The sequence below is a fragment of the Streptococcus sp. 11273D007BT genome (genome assembly GCF_053547195.1).
The window spans coordinates 1669996-1686912 of the sequence record NZ_JBPWPE010000001.1 but is presented as its reverse complement, the minus strand read 5'-3'; the positions used below and the strand labels follow the sequence as shown (position 1 = coordinate 1686912).

18 protein-coding genes, 1 pseudogene and 1 riboswitch are annotated in these 16917 nt (G+C 36.6%); of the genes and pseudogenes, 16 read left to right on the top strand and 3 right to left on the bottom strand.

What is annotated here, in order from left to right; translation table 11 throughout:
* Positions 1 to 49 precede the first annotated feature (49 nt).
* Genes xerD through yidD form a run of 5 tightly spaced genes read left to right on the top strand, consistent with a single transcriptional unit; the run spans position 50 to position 3019 of the window.
* Positions 50 to 790 carry a site-specific tyrosine recombinase XerD gene (gene xerD, locus ACEE75_RS08575; protein WP_447574333.1) on the top strand — a complete coding sequence of 247 codons (741 nt, stop codon included), beginning with the start codon at positions 50 to 52 and terminating at the stop codon, positions 788 to 790.
* 1 nt (position 791) lies between these two features.
* Complete coding sequence (locus ACEE75_RS08570; RefSeq protein ID WP_447574334.1) at positions 792 to 1499, top strand: segregation/condensation protein A; 708 nt, start codon at positions 792 to 794, stop codon at positions 1497 to 1499.
* Positions 1496 to 2068, top strand: coding sequence for an SMC-Scp complex subunit ScpB (gene scpB, locus ACEE75_RS08565; protein WP_449164842.1), 573 nt, complete (start codon positions 1496 to 1498; stop codon positions 2066 to 2068). The genes ACEE75_RS08570 and scpB overlap by 4 nt, the downstream gene beginning before the upstream one ends.
* Positions 2058 to 2783, top strand: coding sequence for a pseudouridine synthase (locus ACEE75_RS08560; RefSeq protein ID WP_447574335.1), 726 nt, complete (start codon positions 2058 to 2060; stop codon positions 2781 to 2783). The genes scpB and ACEE75_RS08560 overlap by 11 nt, the downstream gene beginning before the upstream one ends.
* Complete coding sequence (yidD, locus tag ACEE75_RS08555; RefSeq protein WP_354369539.1) at positions 2780 to 3019, top strand: membrane protein insertion efficiency factor YidD; 240 nt, start codon at positions 2780 to 2782, stop codon at positions 3017 to 3019. Before ACEE75_RS08560 ends, yidD begins: the two co-directional genes overlap by 4 nt.
* 80 nt (positions 3020 to 3099) lie before the next feature.
* Here yidD and ACEE75_RS08550 read toward each other — a convergent pair whose 3' ends face one another.
* The gene (locus ACEE75_RS08550; RefSeq protein WP_449173627.1) at positions 3100 to 4539 is read right to left on the bottom strand and encodes a TrkH family potassium uptake protein; all 1440 of its coding nucleotides are present in this window, start codon (positions 4537 to 4539) and stop codon (positions 3100 to 3102) included.
* A 5-nt stretch (positions 4540 to 4544) separates the two neighbouring features.
* Positions 4545 to 5894 carry a Trk system potassium transporter TrkA gene (gene trkA / locus ACEE75_RS08545; RefSeq protein WP_447574337.1) on the bottom strand — a complete coding sequence of 450 codons (1350 nt, stop codon included), beginning with the start codon at positions 5892 to 5894 and terminating at the stop codon, positions 4545 to 4547.
* Between the two features lie 306 nt (positions 5895 to 6200).
* On the opposite strand from trkA, the gene ACEE75_RS08540 reads away from it, so the two are divergent.
* The 7 genes from ACEE75_RS08540 (at position 6201) to ACEE75_RS08510 (ending at position 11765) form a co-directional block, all read left to right on the top strand.
* Positions 6201 to 6722 carry a tRNA (cytidine(34)-2'-O)-methyltransferase gene (locus ACEE75_RS08540; protein ID WP_447574338.1) on the top strand — a complete coding sequence of 174 codons (522 nt, stop codon included), beginning with the start codon at positions 6201 to 6203 and terminating at the stop codon, positions 6720 to 6722.
* A 65-nt stretch (positions 6723 to 6787) separates the two neighbouring features.
* Complete coding sequence (gene gloA / locus ACEE75_RS08535) at positions 6788 to 7171, top strand: lactoylglutathione lyase (protein WP_427894236.1); 384 nt, start codon at positions 6788 to 6790, stop codon at positions 7169 to 7171.
* Positions 7172 to 7354: 183 nt separating this feature from the next.
* A riboswitch (FMN riboswitch) is annotated at positions 7355 to 7490 on the top strand.
* A 76-nt stretch (positions 7491 to 7566) separates the two neighbouring features.
* Positions 7567 to 8136 carry an ECF transporter S component gene (locus ACEE75_RS08530; RefSeq protein ID WP_447574339.1) on the top strand — a complete coding sequence of 190 codons (570 nt, stop codon included), beginning with the start codon at positions 7567 to 7569 and terminating at the stop codon, positions 8134 to 8136.
* Positions 8126 to 8779 carry a phosphatase PAP2 family protein gene (locus ACEE75_RS08525; protein ID WP_447574340.1) on the top strand — a complete coding sequence of 218 codons (654 nt, stop codon included), beginning with the start codon at positions 8126 to 8128 and terminating at the stop codon, positions 8777 to 8779. The genes ACEE75_RS08530 and ACEE75_RS08525 overlap by 11 nt, the downstream gene beginning before the upstream one ends.
* 123 nt (positions 8780 to 8902) lie before the next feature.
* Positions 8903 to 9466, top strand: a complete 564-nt coding sequence (locus ACEE75_RS08520; protein WP_447574341.1) for a class I SAM-dependent methyltransferase — start codon at positions 8903 to 8905, stop codon at positions 9464 to 9466.
* Entirely contained in the window at positions 9456 to 9704 is a 249-nt protein-coding gene (locus tag ACEE75_RS08515) for a hypothetical protein (protein ID WP_447574342.1), read from the top strand. The genes ACEE75_RS08520 and ACEE75_RS08515 overlap by 11 nt, the downstream gene beginning before the upstream one ends.
* Before the next feature lie 9 nt (positions 9705 to 9713).
* Positions 9714 to 11765 (top strand): cation:proton antiporter, encoded by a 2052-nt coding sequence (locus ACEE75_RS08510; RefSeq protein WP_447574343.1) that lies wholly within the window; start codon positions 9714 to 9716, stop codon positions 11763 to 11765.
* 60 nt (positions 11766 to 11825) lie between these two features.
* Here the strand turns inward: ACEE75_RS08510 and ACEE75_RS08505 are convergent.
* Positions 11826 to 12605 (bottom strand): annotated as a pseudogene (locus ACEE75_RS08505) (ABC transporter ATP-binding protein).
* 123 nt (positions 12606 to 12728) lie between these two features.
* On the opposite strand from ACEE75_RS08505, the gene ACEE75_RS08500 reads away from it, so the two are divergent.
* The 4 genes from ACEE75_RS08500 (at position 12729) to ACEE75_RS08485 (ending at position 16847) form a co-directional block, all read left to right on the top strand.
* On the top strand, positions 12729 to 14060 hold the full coding sequence (locus ACEE75_RS08500) for a hemolysin family protein (RefSeq protein ID WP_447574366.1): 1332 nt from the start codon (positions 12729 to 12731) through the stop codon (positions 14058 to 14060).
* 340 nt (positions 14061 to 14400) lie between these two features.
* Positions 14401 to 15189, top strand: coding sequence for a pyruvate formate-lyase-activating protein (pflA, locus tag ACEE75_RS08495; RefSeq protein ID WP_447574344.1), 789 nt, complete (start codon positions 14401 to 14403; stop codon positions 15187 to 15189).
* An 80-nt stretch (positions 15190 to 15269) separates the two neighbouring features.
* Positions 15270 to 15809 carry a hypothetical protein gene (locus ACEE75_RS08490; RefSeq protein WP_447574345.1) on the top strand — a complete coding sequence of 180 codons (540 nt, stop codon included), beginning with the start codon at positions 15270 to 15272 and terminating at the stop codon, positions 15807 to 15809.
* A 102-nt stretch (positions 15810 to 15911) separates the two neighbouring features.
* The gene (locus ACEE75_RS08485) at positions 15912 to 16847 is read left to right on the top strand and encodes a manganese-dependent inorganic pyrophosphatase (protein ID WP_447574346.1); all 936 of its coding nucleotides are present in this window, start codon (positions 15912 to 15914) and stop codon (positions 16845 to 16847) included.
* Positions 16848 to 16917: the final 70 nt, after the last annotated feature.

The window sequence follows — 16917 nt, the reverse complement described above, 5'->3', positions numbered from 1 at the left end:
TCCTAATGGCAGACGATCACAATAGAAAGATGATTTTGGGAATTGAGTGATGATATTAGATTTAGTAGAAGCTTTTATTGAGGAGAAGAAGTTATCGGCAAATTCTCGGCAATCTTATTATTATGATTTGCAACAATTTGTGAAAGTTGTAGATGGACAAATAAGAGAGAGTAAGTTACGCTTATACGAAGCTTCTCTAGTGGATTTAAAAGTATCTGCTAAAAAACGGAAAATATCTATAGTCAATCAATTTTTGTATTATCTTTATTCTAAGCAAGCAGTTGAGCATTATTTTCGTTTGGAAAATCGCGAAAAATTAGATAAAGAACCGATACAGGATGCAGTGCTGGATTTGGAGTTTTATTCTGTTCAAACTGACTATCCTAAAGGAAAATTGATTGCCTTGTTAATTTTGGAGTGTGGCTTATCACCGAATGAGTTACTTCAATTAAAAGTAGAAGACATTGATTTTACTTTTCAGGTGATGGCTATTAGTCGTGACGGGCATCATCGTATTATCAAGTTATCTTCTAATTTGGCAGAGTATTTAGAGGATTATCTTTCTTCACAGCTTTATCTTTTTGAGCATCAGGGGAAGGTCTATTCGCGACAATGGATTTTTAACCAATTGCGCTTTTTCTTGGAAGAGCAAGGTTTATCAGATTTAAATGCTCAAAGATTAAGAGAGCAGTATATCTTATGTCAGAAACAAAAAGGCCTTAATAGTTTGGAGATTGCTAAAACCTTAGGGTTGAAGAGTCAAGTAACACTGGAGAAATATTTTAAGTGATATGGAGATAAAGATAAAAGATTTTGAAGGTCCCTTAGACCTTTTGTTGCATCTTGTGTCAAAATATGAGATGGATATTTATGACGTCCCTATTGCTGATGTGATTGAACAGTATCTTGCTTATATTAAGACTTTACAGGCTATGCGTTTAGAAGTGGCTGGAGAATATATGGTAATGGCCAGTCAGCTAATGTTAATTAAAAGTAAAAAACTCTTACCGAAAGTTGCTAGTCAGATAGTAGATGAGGAAGATCTGGAACAAGAATTACTTGAGCAAATTGAGGAGTACAGCCGTTATAAGATAGCCAGTCAATATCTCGGTAAGCAACATACCAAACGTGCCCACTTCTTTTCAAAAGAAAAAACAGAATTAGTCTATGAAGATATTGAATTGCTTCCTGATAAGACGGTTATTGATTTGTTTTTAGCTTTCTCTAAAGTGATCTCCGAGCATCAAAGTAAAGGATCTCAGATGGAGACAACAGTGGCGGCAGAGGATTATAAAATTGAAGATATGATGGTTGAGATTGATACCATTTTAAGCGCCAATAAACAAATCCTTCTTAGCCAGTTATTTAGTAGGCGACAGCATAAGAATGAGTTAATCACATTATTTTTAGCTATTTTAGAATTGATTAAAGTACAATCTTTAAGAATAGAGCAGTCTGAAAATTTTGGGGAAATTCTTTTAATGAAGGAGGAGAGATGAGCAGTCTCGCAAAAATAGAGGCACTTTTATTTATAGCAGGAGAAGAGGGGCTAAGTTTACGGCAATTAGCAGAAATGTTAGAGATGCCTCCAACTGGTTTAGTCCAATCTTTAGAAAAATTAAAAAATAAATATAGGGCAGATGAAGAGAGTGCTTTGTGTCTGATTAGTACAGCCAATCAATACCGTCTAGTGACAAAAGAAGACCATGCTGATCTTCTGCGCCAATATGCAAAAACACCGATCAATCAGAGTTTGTCTCGGGCCAGTATGGAGGTTTTATCTATTATTGCTTATAAGCAGCCGATTACACGTATTGAAATAGATCAGATTAGAGGAGTGAATTCAAGTGGTGCAATTGGTAAATTATTGGCCTTCAATTTGATTGCGGTAGCTGGTCATAAAGAGGTTATTGGTCGTCCAAAGTTATATGAAACAACAGCCTATTTTCTAGATTTTATGGGAATTAATCATATAGAAGAATTACTGGATATTTCAAGCTTAGAAGAGGAAGAAGGCGAAATTAATCTATTTGAGGAAAGAGAGTTAGAGGAAGAAAATGAGAATTAATAAATATATTGCTCATGCTGGTTTATGTAGTCGACGAAAAGCTGAGGCTTTAATTCAACAAGGTTTGGTAACAATTAATGGAAAGGTTGTGACAGAGCTCGCTACTACTGTTAAATCAGGTGATAGAGTAGAAGTTGAAGGAACTCCAATCTATAATGAAGAGAAAGTTTACTACCTCTTAAATAAGCCACGCGGTGTCATTTCTAGCGTATCAGATGAAAAAGGAAGAAAGACTGTAATTGATTTACTGCCAGATGTTAAAGAGCGAATCTATCCAGTTGGTCGCTTAGACTGGGATACATCAGGTTTATTAATTCTGACAAATGATGGAGATTTTACAGATAAGATGATCCATCCTAGAAATGAAATTGATAAGGTCTACCTTGCGCATGTTAAGGGGCTTGCAACTAAGGAAAACCTTCGTCCCTTGGTCAAAGGGATTATGATTGATGGTAAAAAAACCAAGCCAGCCCGTTATACCATTTTAAAGACAGATCGTGAAAAAGATCGCTCAGTAGTGGAATTAGTGATTCATGAAGGGCGCAATCATCAAGTTAAGAAGATGTTTGAGGCTATTGGCTTGCCAGTCGATAAGCTATCACGTACGCGTTTTGGGACTCTAGACTTATCAGGACTTCGACCAGGTGAAGCACGCCGTCTAAACAAAAAAGAAGTTAGTCAACTTCATAATGCAGCGATTACAAAACAAAAATGACATCATTTTTTATTTATTTGGTCAAGTTATATCAAAAGGGGATCTCCCCTTTTTTTCCAGCAACCTGTCGTTTCCAGCCAACTTGTTCCCAGTATATGATCATAGCGATCGAAAAACACGGGCTCAAGGGAATTTTAATGGGAATAGCCCGTATTTTACGTTGTCATCCTCTAACAAAAGCAGGAGAAGATCCTGTACCTGATCATTTTACTTTGAAAAGAACTAGGAAAAGATGACCTCTAGCTAGAGACCTTTGGTATAAAGATTAGAAAAAACACTCCTGTGATGACAATCTCAGGAGTGTTTTTGTAGGGGATTAGATTTTAGACCAAGTCTTTGGTAAGAATAGCAGGAGAAGAGGATAGATTTCCAATCGTCCAGCAATCATGGCAAAAGAAAGTAATAATTTTGAAAATGGACTAAAAATCGCAAAGGTTTCATTTGTTCCTAAAAGAGGACCGATATTATTAAATGTACTAGCAGCAGCACTAATGACAACCATAAAATTGTTATTATCCAGGCTGATCATTAAGACAAGGAAAATGAAAATCATGGTATAGACTGAAAGGTATTTCAAGACACCACTTTGAGTTTCCTTATCTAATACGTTGTCATTAATATGTAACGAGTGAACACGGTTTGGAAATAAGCTAGCTAAAATCTGATTTTTAGCTATTTTTGAAAGGATTAAACCACGGATAACCTTAAACCCGCCAGCTGTAGAACCAGCACAGCCACCAATAAACATCAATAGTAGTAAAATATATTGTGAAAATAACGGCCATACAGTTAAGTCTGTTATTGGAAAACCAGTAGTTGTAATAACAGTCGATACTTCAAAGAAGATTAGCTCCAGCGCCGTTTTATCAGAGTTGTAAATTCCTCCCGTGTTTAAGAAAATTAATAATGTTGAAGTAGCGACAATCAGCAAGTAAAGTCGCAATTCTTCATCTTTCAAGACGATTTTTATTTTTCTTAGCAATAATAGATAGTAGAGGTTAAAGTTCACACCAAATACTAGGGTACCAATAGCAACAAGTACTGTAATGAGAGAGCTATTGTAGTGAGCGATACCATCATTATAGACCGTAAATCCTCCTGTACCAGCTGACCCCATGGCTGTGATGAAGCTGTCAAATAAAGGCATGCCAGCTAGATATAATATCACAGTAAAGATTGCAAACATCGCTAAATAAATGATATAGAGGATTTGTGCAGTATCTTTTAGCTTGGATACAATTTTTCCAAAAACAGGACCAGGAACCTCAGCCCGCATGACTTCTAAGTGGGCATTTTTTGTGTTATTCATGATGGCTAAAGCAAAAACCAGTACACCCATTCCTCCAATGAGGTGGGTAAAACTTCGCCAGAAAATCATAGAGTGGCTTAAAACAGCAACATCAGGAAGTATCGTTGCCCCAGTAGTTGTAAATCCAGAACTTGTTTCAAAAAAAGCATCAATCAAGCTAGGAATTTGACCACTAAAAACAAAAGGAAGTGCACCAAAAAAGGACCATAAAATCCAGCAGAGAGCAACAATCAGGACTCCCTCTTTGGTATAGATATGATAATTTTTTGGCTTAAAAAGCTGTCCTAATATCCCAAATACTAGAAGTATTCCAATCGTTTTTAAAATAGCAGATATGATAAGCAAATCTTCTTTATAAATCAGCGCGACAATTAAGGGAAGGATAAGCAATACAGCTTCAATTAGCAAGAGTTTTGAAAGCAAGTAGCGAACCATTGATCTATTCATTTATACTACCTCGCTAACAAGTCATAAATATGGGTCACATTTTTTAAGAGTGTGATGACAACGACCTTATCCCCAATTTCCAAACTATCTTCTCCCGTAGGGAAAATAGGCTTTCCTTTACGGATAATGCCTACAATTAAAACATTGTTCCTAAAAGCTATGGAAGAAAGTTTTTTACCGGCCAGTTTATTTTGCTCTCTAACTTCAAATTGTAGGGTTTCTATTCTACCATGAGCTAAGTGGTGCATAGCCTCTAAGCTAGAGTGTTGTGCATTTACACGACCGCGAATAAAGTGCATAATAGAATCGACAGCGATATTTTTAGGCGTTACAATAGTAGAAAATTCTTTGTGCTCAATAATTTCTAAAAGACTTGTTCGATTGACTTTAGTGATGTTTTTTTGAACGCCAATACTTTCTAAGAACATGGAGGCTACAATATTTTCTTCATCAACCCCAGTTAATGTGGCTACAGCATCAAAACCAGCAGCATTTTCTTCTAACAAGACATCTTTTGCAGTACCATCTCCGTGTACAACATGGATTTTAGGAAATTCTTGGCTAAAAAATTCAGCACGATCCAGATGGTGTTCAATGACCTTAACATTAATTTTGGTATTTTTTAAAATATTAAGGAGATAGTAGGAAATTTTTCCAGCCCCAATGAGCATGAGGTTTTTGACAATTTTAGCCTTGACAAAGTTATGGAATAAGACCATTTCAACGCGGTTTCCAGTTACAAAAATTTTGTCTCCCGGTAAAATGGTTTGCTCTCCATCAGGAATGAGAACCTCTTGTCCACGTTCAATGGCACAGACTAGGATATTTCCAAATTTTTTTCGGAACTGATTGAGCGACATTTGACAGAGTTTATTAGATTCAGTAATCTTAAATTCCATCAACATGACACGACCATTCACAAAATGTTCTACGGATTGTGCATTTGGAAAATCAATGGTATTTGCGATATAACGAGCTGTCAGTAATTCTGGATTGATAATAAGTGAGAAACCAAGGAAATTCTGATCTTTGAAATAAGGGTTAGAGTATTCAGGATTTCTAACACGAACCACAGTTTCTTTGGCTCCCATTTTTCTTGCTAAAACGGCCGCTACCATGTTGAGCTCGTCTTTATCTGTGAGAGCAATAAAGATATCACAATCTTGAACATCAGCTTGCTCTAAAATCTTATGGTTGGCCCCATTTCCTAGGATACCGATGATATCATAGCGCTTGGTGATTTTTTTCAAAACGCTTTCTTTTTCTTCGATTAAGATGACATCATGCTTTTCTTCAACAAGTGATCGGCAAAGGGCAGTTCCAACTTTTCCTCCGCCAATAACAATAATTCTCATGTTAAACCTCCAAATGATACCTTTTATCATACTCTTTTTTTGCCAAAAAATCATTAGTTTTTTCTTAATTATAATAAACTGAAATAGTCCTGTAACATTTTTTGATGACCCCTAAAAATAATGGAAAAAAACGAAAAAATAGGTTGACAATGGTCACATAAGTGATATAATAATCACATGCTATTCGCTGGTTTAAATCAAACCTGTTATGATTTAAGTTAACGAATCATCCCAAACCACGCTGTTTGCTGAGCTAGACTCCGGGCAGCGTGGTTATTTTTATGTAAAAATAACTAGGAGGAATCAATGTCTCAAGTATCTTTTGGTCGTAATCATATTGTTTTATTTGAACCTCAAATTCCACAAAATACAGGAAATATTGCTAGAACCTGTGCGGCTACTAATAGTCCACTACATATCATTAAGCCAATGGCCTTTCCGATTGATGATAAAAAAATGAAACGAGCAGGTTTAGACTATTGGGATAAATTAGATGTTCATTTTTATGATAGTATAGAGGAATTTATGGCTTCGTATCAAGGGGAACTTCATCTTATCACTAAATTTGCAGATCAAACTTATTCAGATGCTGATTTGAATAAAGATGGTGACCACTATTTTATGTTTGGACGAGAAGACAAAGGGCTACCAGAGGAGTTTATGCGCCAGCATCCTGAAAAAGCTCTTCGTATTCCAATGAATGATGAACATGTTAGAAGTTTAAATGTTTCAAATACTGCTTGTATGATGGTTTATGAAGCCCTTCGTCAACAAAACTTTGAGGGGTTGGAGTTGAGCCACCGTTATGATGGAGATAAACTGAAATAAATCCTGATTTTTAAAAAAGTAAAAAACATATGTTATACTAGTATGAGTTAAAGGAGGTTCAGATAATGGCAAGTAAAAAAATGTTGCACGCTTGTTTACGTGTAGAAAATCTTGAAGCATCGCAAAAATTTTATGAGGAAGCATTTGGCTTTAAGGAAACACGTCGTAAAGACTATCCAGAGCATCAGTTTACCTTGGTTTATCTCGCTTTAGAGGGAGATTCTTTTGAAATTGAGCTAACTTATAACTATAATCATGGTCCATATACTGTTGGAGATGGTTTTTCTCATCTTGCATTATCTTCTGATGATTTAGAGGCTGATAATGCCAAACATAAGGCTTTGGGGTATCCCACAACAGATATCAGTGGTCTTCCAGGAAATCCAGGACATTATTATTTTGTTACTGACCCTGATGGTTATCGTGTAGAAGTTATTCGTGAAGATTAAGAAGTTGTAAGTGAGAGGCTATCACTACAAATAGCTTTCCTATATTTCCCTTGTACTTTAAAAGTTAGTGAGATGTCCTAACTTTTAAAGTGCTTTTTTACTGATTTTTAGTTTAAAAATATAGCAAAAATTACTAATTAAAGATAAATGACTTGTCAAATTTTTATTTTTTTGTTAAGATAAAAGTGTCTTCAGGGCAGGGTGAAAATCCCGACCGGCGGTGACAAGTCTAGGATTACTAGATTTGAAGTCCGTGAGCGCAAGCTGATGTGGTGCAATTCCACAACCGACAGTATAGTCTGGATGGGAGAAGACCAAGTTTTTTGTGCTTGCTTTTTTAGTGTACAAAAATAGTTGGACCTTCTTTCAAATTGTAAAATTTGGAGGAATTTTTTATGTCTAAGACAAGAAAGTTGGCCTATGTGGCCTTGTTGGGAGCACTTTCTTTTGTGCTCATGCTAGTAGATTTTCCTATTATTCCAGGAGCAGATTTCTTGAAGGTAGAACTTAGTATTTTACCTATTTTAGTAGGATTGACACTCTTTGGGCTTAAAGAAGCCTACGTTATCTTAGTATTGAGAACGCTTTTAAAATTAGTATTAAATAACCAAGGCATCTCGACCTTAATTGGTTTACCGATGAACGTGCTTGCTCTAGGAGTGTTTATCTTCTTATTTTCACTTTTATGGAAAAAAGAAAAAACACGCTTACAGTTTGTACTGGCAGGTTTATTAGGAACCTTGAGTTTAACAGGAGTAATGCTTTTGTTAAATTATTTTTATGCGATTCCTTTATATGCAACATTCGCAAACTTTGATATTGAAAAATTTATTGGTATTGGTCGGTATATGATCGGGATGGTCCTCCCTTTTAATCTTATTCAAGGCCTAATTTTTACACTTTCTTTTGCTTTACTTTATCTTTCGCTTAAGCCTTTATTGCTAAAATATTCTTATGAAAAATAAACAACTTTATCTTACAAGAGCTTCCTTTGCTATTTTAGCCTTTGTGATGCTCGGTTATGTCGTTCGATTTTACCCAGAGCAGTTGGTGGTCTTTGATCAGCCGATTCAATCTGCTATTCGAGGCTCTCTGCCTAACTTTTTAACCTCGCTGTTTAAAAATATTACCCTTGTAGGAAATACATCCACTCAGGTGATTTTAGTCCTAGCAATCTCTGCCTTTCTTTATTTTGTCAAAAAATGGAAAGTTGAAGCTGGTCTGGTTGCCTTAAGTGGCGTTTTAGCTGGTGTGCTCATTGTCGTTTTAAAAAATATTTACGATCGTCCTCGTCCTTCGATAGAGCATCTTGTTCATGCAGATGGCTTTTCATTTCCAAGTGGGCACTCTTTAGGAGCCTTCTTGATTTTTGGCAGTCTTCTGATTGTTCTTCATCAACGTTTGGAAAAAAGCTGGCGCAAAACAGTGTTTGAAGCTCTTTTAGTCCTTTTGATTGCTTTTATTGGTTTGTCACGGATATATTTAGGGGTTCACTATCCAACGGATGTTTTGGCAGGTTTTGTGATGGGGTATGGTGTGCTAAATCTCCTGTATCCTTTTTACGATCAAAAACGGTTTGAATGGCGTTTTCAAGCCAAACAAAAATAAGTCAGACAAGAGAGCTCAATAGATTTTTAAACAAAGGTTGGCACAGCCAGCCTTTTTCTTTTGCTTTTTTTCCTTGCTGCAAAGTGCTATAATAATCCCTATGACAGAAAAAGTGAGGACGCTATGATAAAACGACCGATTCATCTTTCCCATGACTTTTTAGCTGAGGTCTTGGACAAAGAAAGTGTCGCAGTAGATGCGACAATGGGAAATGGAAATGATACGCTTTTTTTAGCACAATTAGCTAAAAAAGTCTATGCTTTTGATATTCAACAGCAAGCATTAGAAAGAACAAGGCAACGCTTGAAAGAGGCTGGTATTAGCAATGCAGAGCTTATCTTAGAAGGGCATGAAACCGTTGGGAACTATGTTGATCGTATTCGTGCAGCTATTTTTAATTTAGGCTACCTTCCAAGTGCAGATAAGAGCGTCATTACGGTTCCTGAGACAACCTTGTCTGCGCTTGAACAGATTTTGGAGCGTCTAGAAGTAGGCGGACGAGTAGCTATTATGGTTTATTATGGTCATGAGGGGGGAAGTTATGAAAAAAATGCCCTATTACATTATGTCGAGGATCTGCCGCAAGAATATTTCACTGTAATGGCTTACCAACCTCTTAATCAAATTAACACGCCACCTTTTTTAATTATGATTGAAAAATTGAAGGAAACAGAAAATGGAAACTAATGTACTGGAAAAAATTACGCAGATGCGTCAAAAATACATTGAGAATAAACCTAAACATCACGTTGCCCAAGAAAGAGTTGCTTATCAAGATAAAAAGATTTTAAAAATTCAAAAAAAGTTAGCAGCTTTAGAATTAGAAAAATGTCAGCGGAGATTGGAAGCGCGAGATGTCTCAGTGATTGAGGAAAAAATTAATAAACAAAGGGAACTCTATGGGCATTGTTGCCAAAAACGTTAGGAGGTCTTTATGCATTTTGCCATTATGTTGATCACTTTTTTATTGGCTTTGATTTTGTCCAATGTTATCAACAGGATGCTCCCTAAACTTCCTTTGCCCTTTATTCAGTTAGTTTTTGGCCTTTTGTTAGGTTTATTCTATCAAGGCTCTGAGTTTAAACTAGACGGAGAGTTATTTCTAGCATTTGTGATTGCCCCTATTAACTTTAGAGAGGGGCAGGAAAGTGACATTACTAGCTTTTTAGAGCACCGCTCTATTATATTGTATCTGATTCTCCCTACTGTCTTTGTGACCACACTAGTCTTAGGTTACTTTTCTGGTATCTTTCTTCCTATTGAGATGCCTTTAGCAGCTTGCTTTGCTCTAGGGGCGGCTCTTGGTCCAACAGATGCCGTGGCTTTTATTTCAATGGCAAACCGCTTTAATTTTCCAAAGAGTGTTGAAAATATTTTAAAGTCAGAAGGGCTTTTAAATGATGCGAGCGGCTTAGTTGCTTTTGAGTTTGCTGTGGCAGCCTTACTGACAGGGACTTTTTCTTTAGCACATGCTAGTTTACAACTATTATGGTCGATATTAGGTGGCTTTTTAATTGGTTTTAGCCTATCGTTATTGAGTCGTTGGAGTTTATCCTTACTTGAAAAATTTGATGCAGCAGATGTTACAGGGGCACTCTTACTGGAGCTGTCTTTACCGCTTTTAGCTTATTTTATTGCTAGTGAAGTCGGTGTCTCAGGTATCATTGCAGTCGTGATAGCAGGGGTGATGCAGGCGAGACGCTTGAAGAAAATCACCTTATTTGATGCTCAAGTTGATAAGGTGTCCCATGTTGTGTGGGATACGGTGATTTTTCTTTTAAACGGCTTGGTTTTTATGGTCTTTGGATTTGAAATGACCCATATTTTGGAACCAGCTTTGACCAGTCCACTTTATAGTAATTGGCACCTTCTAGGGATTGTCATTGCAGTGACAGCTTTGTTATTTTTAACCCGATTTTTACTTTTAGGACTTTACTACTTTTGGGAAAGCAGACGTTTAAAAAATTCGTTTTCATCTTATATTCAAGATATTTTGCTATTAACATTTTCTGGTGTCAAAGGGACAGTGTCTATTGCTACTATTCTTTTATTACCAGAGACAGACTCCCTTCAATACAGTTTAACACTTTTTACTGTTGGTGCCGTTACTCTATTGAGTTTTTTGACAGGCTTAGTTGTTCTTCCCTACTTAGCAGGAGAAGGGAGCGAGGAGGTTAATCATGTGTCTCAAATTTCCATTTTAGCTGATGTTGTTCAAATCTTAGAAGAAGATGTAAAAAATAGCACAGAAAAAGCCGCCTTATATGCTGCCATTGACAACTATAAAGACCGTATTGAACGCTTGATTTTGGAACAAGAACCGAGTGAGGTGAAGCGTGAATTAGCCATCATTCAACTATTGATTATCGACATTGAAAGTGATGGCTTAGAGTATGCCTTGTCTAAAGGGCGTATTGACCTGAAAGAATACCGTATCTATCAACGGTATTTAAAAGTGTTAGAAGGTCAGGTTAATAGAGGATTTGTCTCAAATTTTGCATATGGATTTCGGATATTCTTACGTGTCTTAAGAGCTGTCTTACATGAGGTGACTAGCTTTGGGTATCGCATAAGACAAGTTTTAAAAAAAGAAGACCGACAACGATTTCAGCTGAGTCAAGATAATCGTGACCATCTAGCAGATGTTTATCTACAAAATACGGAGCTTGTGTTAGATGCTTTAGAGGAGCTTGAGGGGGTTTATAGTCCAGCCTTAGTGAATTTCCTTCAAATGTCACGTCTTCAAGAGGCAGAAGTGATGGCATCAGGTGCTTTTGTTGAGAGGGTTTTAACACGAGCAAGACCAAATAATATGGATGAGCTTTTACGAGGATATTACTTAGAGCGAAAACTGATTTCAGAGTATCAAGACAAGGGCATCTTAACAGCAGAGGAAGCCAAACGTCTTAGAAAAAATGTTAATGAACTAGAAAGCTATTCCTTAAATGAGGTTGATCATAACTTTTTAGAACCAGCTTCTGTCTAATTTTTATCCCCAACCAAACATGACCTAACCACTCATTGAAGGAGTGGTTAGGTCCTGTTTTTATTTAGGCTGAATAAAATAGCGTTCATCACCAATTGGAATGAGTTCAACAGCTGTTCCGTAAAGCAGTTTGAGGTATTCAGGTGTCAGCACCTCTTCTTTTTTTCCTGCAGCGACTATTTTACCTTCTCGAAGGAGTAGTAGGTGACTGATACTGGATGTTATTTCTTCAGCATGGTGAGTGACATAAAGGATGGTTGGGGCATGAGGGAGTTGTTTGATGTTTTCAACTAATTTGAGGAGTTTTTCTCTAGCAAAAAGATCTAGTCCACTGGTAGCTTCATCAAGGATGATGATGTCAGGGTTTTCCATGAGACTTCTTGCAATAAGTAAAAGTTGTTTCTCTCCTTGAGAGAGTGTGAAGTACCTGCGTCCGATAAGATGTGCTCCACCTAAGTGTTCTAACATGTCCTTGGCTTCGTTTAATTCTTTACTACCATAGGCTTTATATAAGATACTACTTTTATATTTTCCAGTTAGGACAATGTGTTCAGCAGGCATGTTTTTAGGAAGTCGTTCTGCAATAAAAGAGCCAATAATACCAATCTTTTGCCGGATGGGTGTAATATCGCCCTGTCCAAATTTGGCACCCAACACACAAACATCCCCTCTACTTTGAAAAAATTCTGCCATCAATAACTTTAATAGCGTTGTTTTCCCAGAACCATTTAAACCTAAGATGGCCTAAGCCTCTCCTTTTTTGACCTCCCAATTAAGATTATCAAGTAAGGTTTTTCCTTGCTTGATGACGCTGACATTTTTTAGTGAAATTAAAGTCATAGACTCCCCCCCTCTTTTGCTTTCATTATATCATATTCTCAAAGGTCTTTTAAAAGATTAGTCAAAAGTTGAGAATTGTGCTATAATTGAAGGACTATATTAAATTTGAGGAGAATGATAACAATGGAAGACCCTGGTAGTCAGTCCTTACTGTTACAATTTTTATTACTTTTAGTTTTAACCCTTTTAAATGCCTTTTTTTCAGCTAGCGAGATGGCGATGGTATCCTTAAATCGCTCGAGAGTAGAACAAAAAGCAGCAGAAGGTGATAAAAAATTTATCCGTCTATTAAGTGTTCTTGAAAATCCTAATAACTTTTTATCCACTATTCAAGTTGGGATTACCCTGATAACTCTTTTATCAGGGGCTAGTTTAGCTGATACACTTGGTAAGGAGATTGCTAAGTATCTAGGAAATTCAGCGACAGCTCAGACAGCAGGTAGCATGATTTCTCTTGCGTTTTTGACTTATATTTCTATCGTTTTGGGTGAGTTATATCCTAAACGTATTGCAATGAATTTGAAAGAGAATTTAGCAGTTGTTTCGGCTCCAGTTATCATTATTTTAGGAAAAATTGTTAGCCCCTTTGTCTGGTTGCTATCTGTTTCAACCAACCTTTTGAGTCGCATCACCCCTATGACTTTTGATGATGCGGATGAAAAAATGACGCGTGATGAAATTGCTTATATGTTGACCAATAGTGAGGAAACGCTAGATGCCGAAGAAATTGATATGCTACAAGGTGTCTTCTCGTTAGATGAACTGTTAGCGCGTGAGGTAATGGTTCCAAGAACTGATGCATTTATGGTTGATATCAATGATGAGTCTAATGTTATTATTGAGTCTATTTTAAAAGAAAATTTCTCTCGTATCCCTGTTTATGATGATGATAGAGATAAGGTAATCGGTGTTCTTCATACGAAAAAACTGTTACACGAAGGATTTAATCAGGGCTTTGACAAGCTTTCTATTCGAAAAATTATGCAGGAACCTCTTTTTGTTCCAGAAACCATCTTTGTAGATGATTTATTAAAAGCTTTGCGTAAAACACATAATCAGATGGCCATACTAAAAGATGAGTATGGTGGTGTGGCAGGGATTGTGACTTTGGAGGATCTTCTAGAAGAGATTGTGGGTGAGATTGATGATGAAACTGACAAGTCTGAACTAGAGGTGCGTGAAATTGGTGATCATACTTACATTGTCTTAGGGAGTATGACCCTTAATGATTTTAATGAATACTTTGAAACAGAAATTGAAAATGTTGAAGTTGATACGATAGCAGGTTATTATTTAACAGAAGTCGGTGCTATTCCTAGTCAAGAAGAAAAACATAGTGTTGACATTGACTCTAATGGAAAACATCTAACCTTGGTTAATGATAAAGTGAAGGATGGACGGATTGTTAAATTAAAATTGATCATCACAAAAGAAACAACTATTGAAGAAGAATAAGGTTAGATGTCTCATCTAACCTTATTTTTATAAATATGAGGTAAACACCAGCAGTAAGGCAAACAAATTGCAGATGATAGAGTTTTCTATGTAGGTTTTTTAACAATAAAAAACTAGAACAGCGATGCGACTGTCCTAGTTTTGGTTGATGAGAACCCTACCCTAATGGTTGCATTCATTAGAATAGGGTTAATTATATTATACACTAAATTTCATGTAATTTATTAAAAATTTTACATTTTATAGAAATTTTTTTATATTTTTTGAAAACCTTGTCAGTGTACTTTTTAGTAAAAGATGGTATAATACTACTATTAAAACGGTTACAAAAGGGGAGCTTATGACAGATATAGACTATGGTCAGGTAACAGGTTTGGTTCATTCCACAGAAAGTTTTGGATCAGTGGATGGGCCTGGGGTGCGCTTTATTATTTTTTTACAGGGCTGTAAAATGCGATGTCAATATTGTCATAATCCAGATACTTGGGCTATGGAATCAAACAAGGCCAAAGAACGCACAGTGGATGATGTCTTGGCTGAGGCGCTTCGATTTAAGGGGTTCTGGGGAAAAAAAGGAGGAATCACTGTCAGCGGTGGTGAGGCTCTTTTACAAATTGATTTTTTAATTGCCTTGTTTACCAAGGCACAAGAACTTGGTATTCACTGTACCTTAGATACTTGTGCTCTTCCTTTTAGAAATAATCCAGACTACTTAGTGAAATTTGATCGTTTAATGGCTGTTACAGACTTAGTTTTACTAGACATCAAGGAAATTAACAATAAGCAACATAAAAAGGTAACAGGTCAAAGTAATCAGACCATTTTAGATTGTGCCAAGTACCTATCTGATATTGGGAAACCAGTCTGGATTCGCCATGTCTTAGTTCCTGGCTTGACGGATATTGATGAGGATTTGCTGGAATTAGGAAAATTTGTTAAAACCTTGAAAAATGTAGATAAGTTTGAGATTCTTCCTTATCATACTATGGGAGAATTTAAGTGGAGAGAGATGGGAGTGCCTTATCCATTAGAGGGAGTAAAACCGCCGACAGCTGATCGCGTTAAAAATGCAAAAGATCTTATGGAGACAGAGTCTTATCAAGATTATTTGAAGAGAGTTAAAGCCTAGTACCTGTCTACTTCTTCACCTCATTTACTTTCTTGTAATTTCTTGCTATACTGATAAAGATAAGTGGGAAAGGAGAAGAGATGTTTACCGTTGTAAAAGTGACCTCAGATAGTGTCTATTTGAGAAGCTCCGATGGAAGTATAAGAAAAGTTTTTCGTGAAACCTTGGATTTTAAGCCTGTCCTTGGAGATGAGGTAGAGTTGTACACAATAGAAGATGAACTGTTGATCGTAAAGGCCGGTGCTTTTTCTCCTTCTTCTAGTGAACGTGAGTTAAAAATGGGGTTGATTAGGGGAATTCTAGACTTATTTTTAGAAACACTAGCAATCCAAAATAATCACCTATCTAATGTCAAAAAGGTACTATCTCAATTATGGGTTACTATTTTTATGACTTGGAGTTTAGTTGGGGTCATGCTTCTTAGTCTCCTTTTATTACTCGAATCCATCATTGTTTTGTGTTATCAGCTACTTGTTAAAGCTTTTAGAAGTCTTAATTTGAGAGAAAAATTTAGAAACTTATCTCAAATGAGAAATGCTAACACTGATAGGACAAAAAAGGCAACTTTAGTTGAAGTGGAACCTGTTCCATCATCACAAGAAAAAAAAGACAACACTTGAAAAAGCATCAGTCGATCTGGTGCTTTTTTGTATGAGAAACGGTGGAAAAAACTTAACAGTTCTGTTAAAATAAGAAGGAAAAAGATTTATGAGGTAAAAGACATGTCTAAAATTTTAGTTTTTGGTCACCAAAATCCTGATACAGATGCTATTGCATCATCATATGGTTGGGCTTATCTTGAGCGCACAGCTTGGGGACGTGAGGCAGAGGCAGTAGCATTAGGTACGCCAAATGAAGAAACAGCTTTTGTTTTGGATTATTTTGGTGTTGAGGCTCCTCGTGTAGTGACATCCGCTAAAGCAGAAGGAGTTTCTCAAGTAATCTTGACTGACCACAATGAGTTTCAGCAATCCATTGCTGATATCCGTGATGTTGAGGTTGCAGCAGTTATTGACCATCACCGTGTAGCCAATTTTGAAACAGCTAATCCACTTTATATGCGTTTAGAACCAGTTGGTTCAGCATCATCTATCGTTTACCGTGCTTCAAAAGAAGCAGGTGTTGAGCTTCCACGTGAGGTTGCAGGCTTACTCTTATCTGGTTTGATTTCAGATACGCTATTGTTGAAGTCACCAACTACTCATGCATCGGATCCACAAGTAGCTAAAGAGCTTGCTGAGATTGCTGGTGTTAACCTTGAGGAGTACGGTCTTGCTATGCTGAAAGCTGGGACAAATCTTGCAAGTAAATCAGCAGAAGAGTTGATTGATATTGATGCCAAAACGTTTGAATTAAATGGCAATGCTGTCCGTGTCGCTCAAGTTAATACTGTTGATATTGCAGAAGTTCTTGGACGTCAAGCTGAGATTGAAGCAGCTATGGTAGCAGCTTCAGAGGCAAACGGCTATTCAGACTTTGTTTTGATGATTACAGATATCATTAATTCAAACTCAGAAATCTTAGCACTTGGTCAAAATATGGATAAGGTTGAAGCAGCATTTAACTTTAAGCTTGAAAACAACCATGCCTTCCTTGAAGGTGCAGTTTCTCGTAAGAAACAAGTTGTACCACAATTGACAGAGAGCTTTAATGCTTAATCCTAAAAAATGGAGTGGGCTATTTCCAATGCCATTACATTAAGCTGTTAACCAATAAAAAAACAATTCC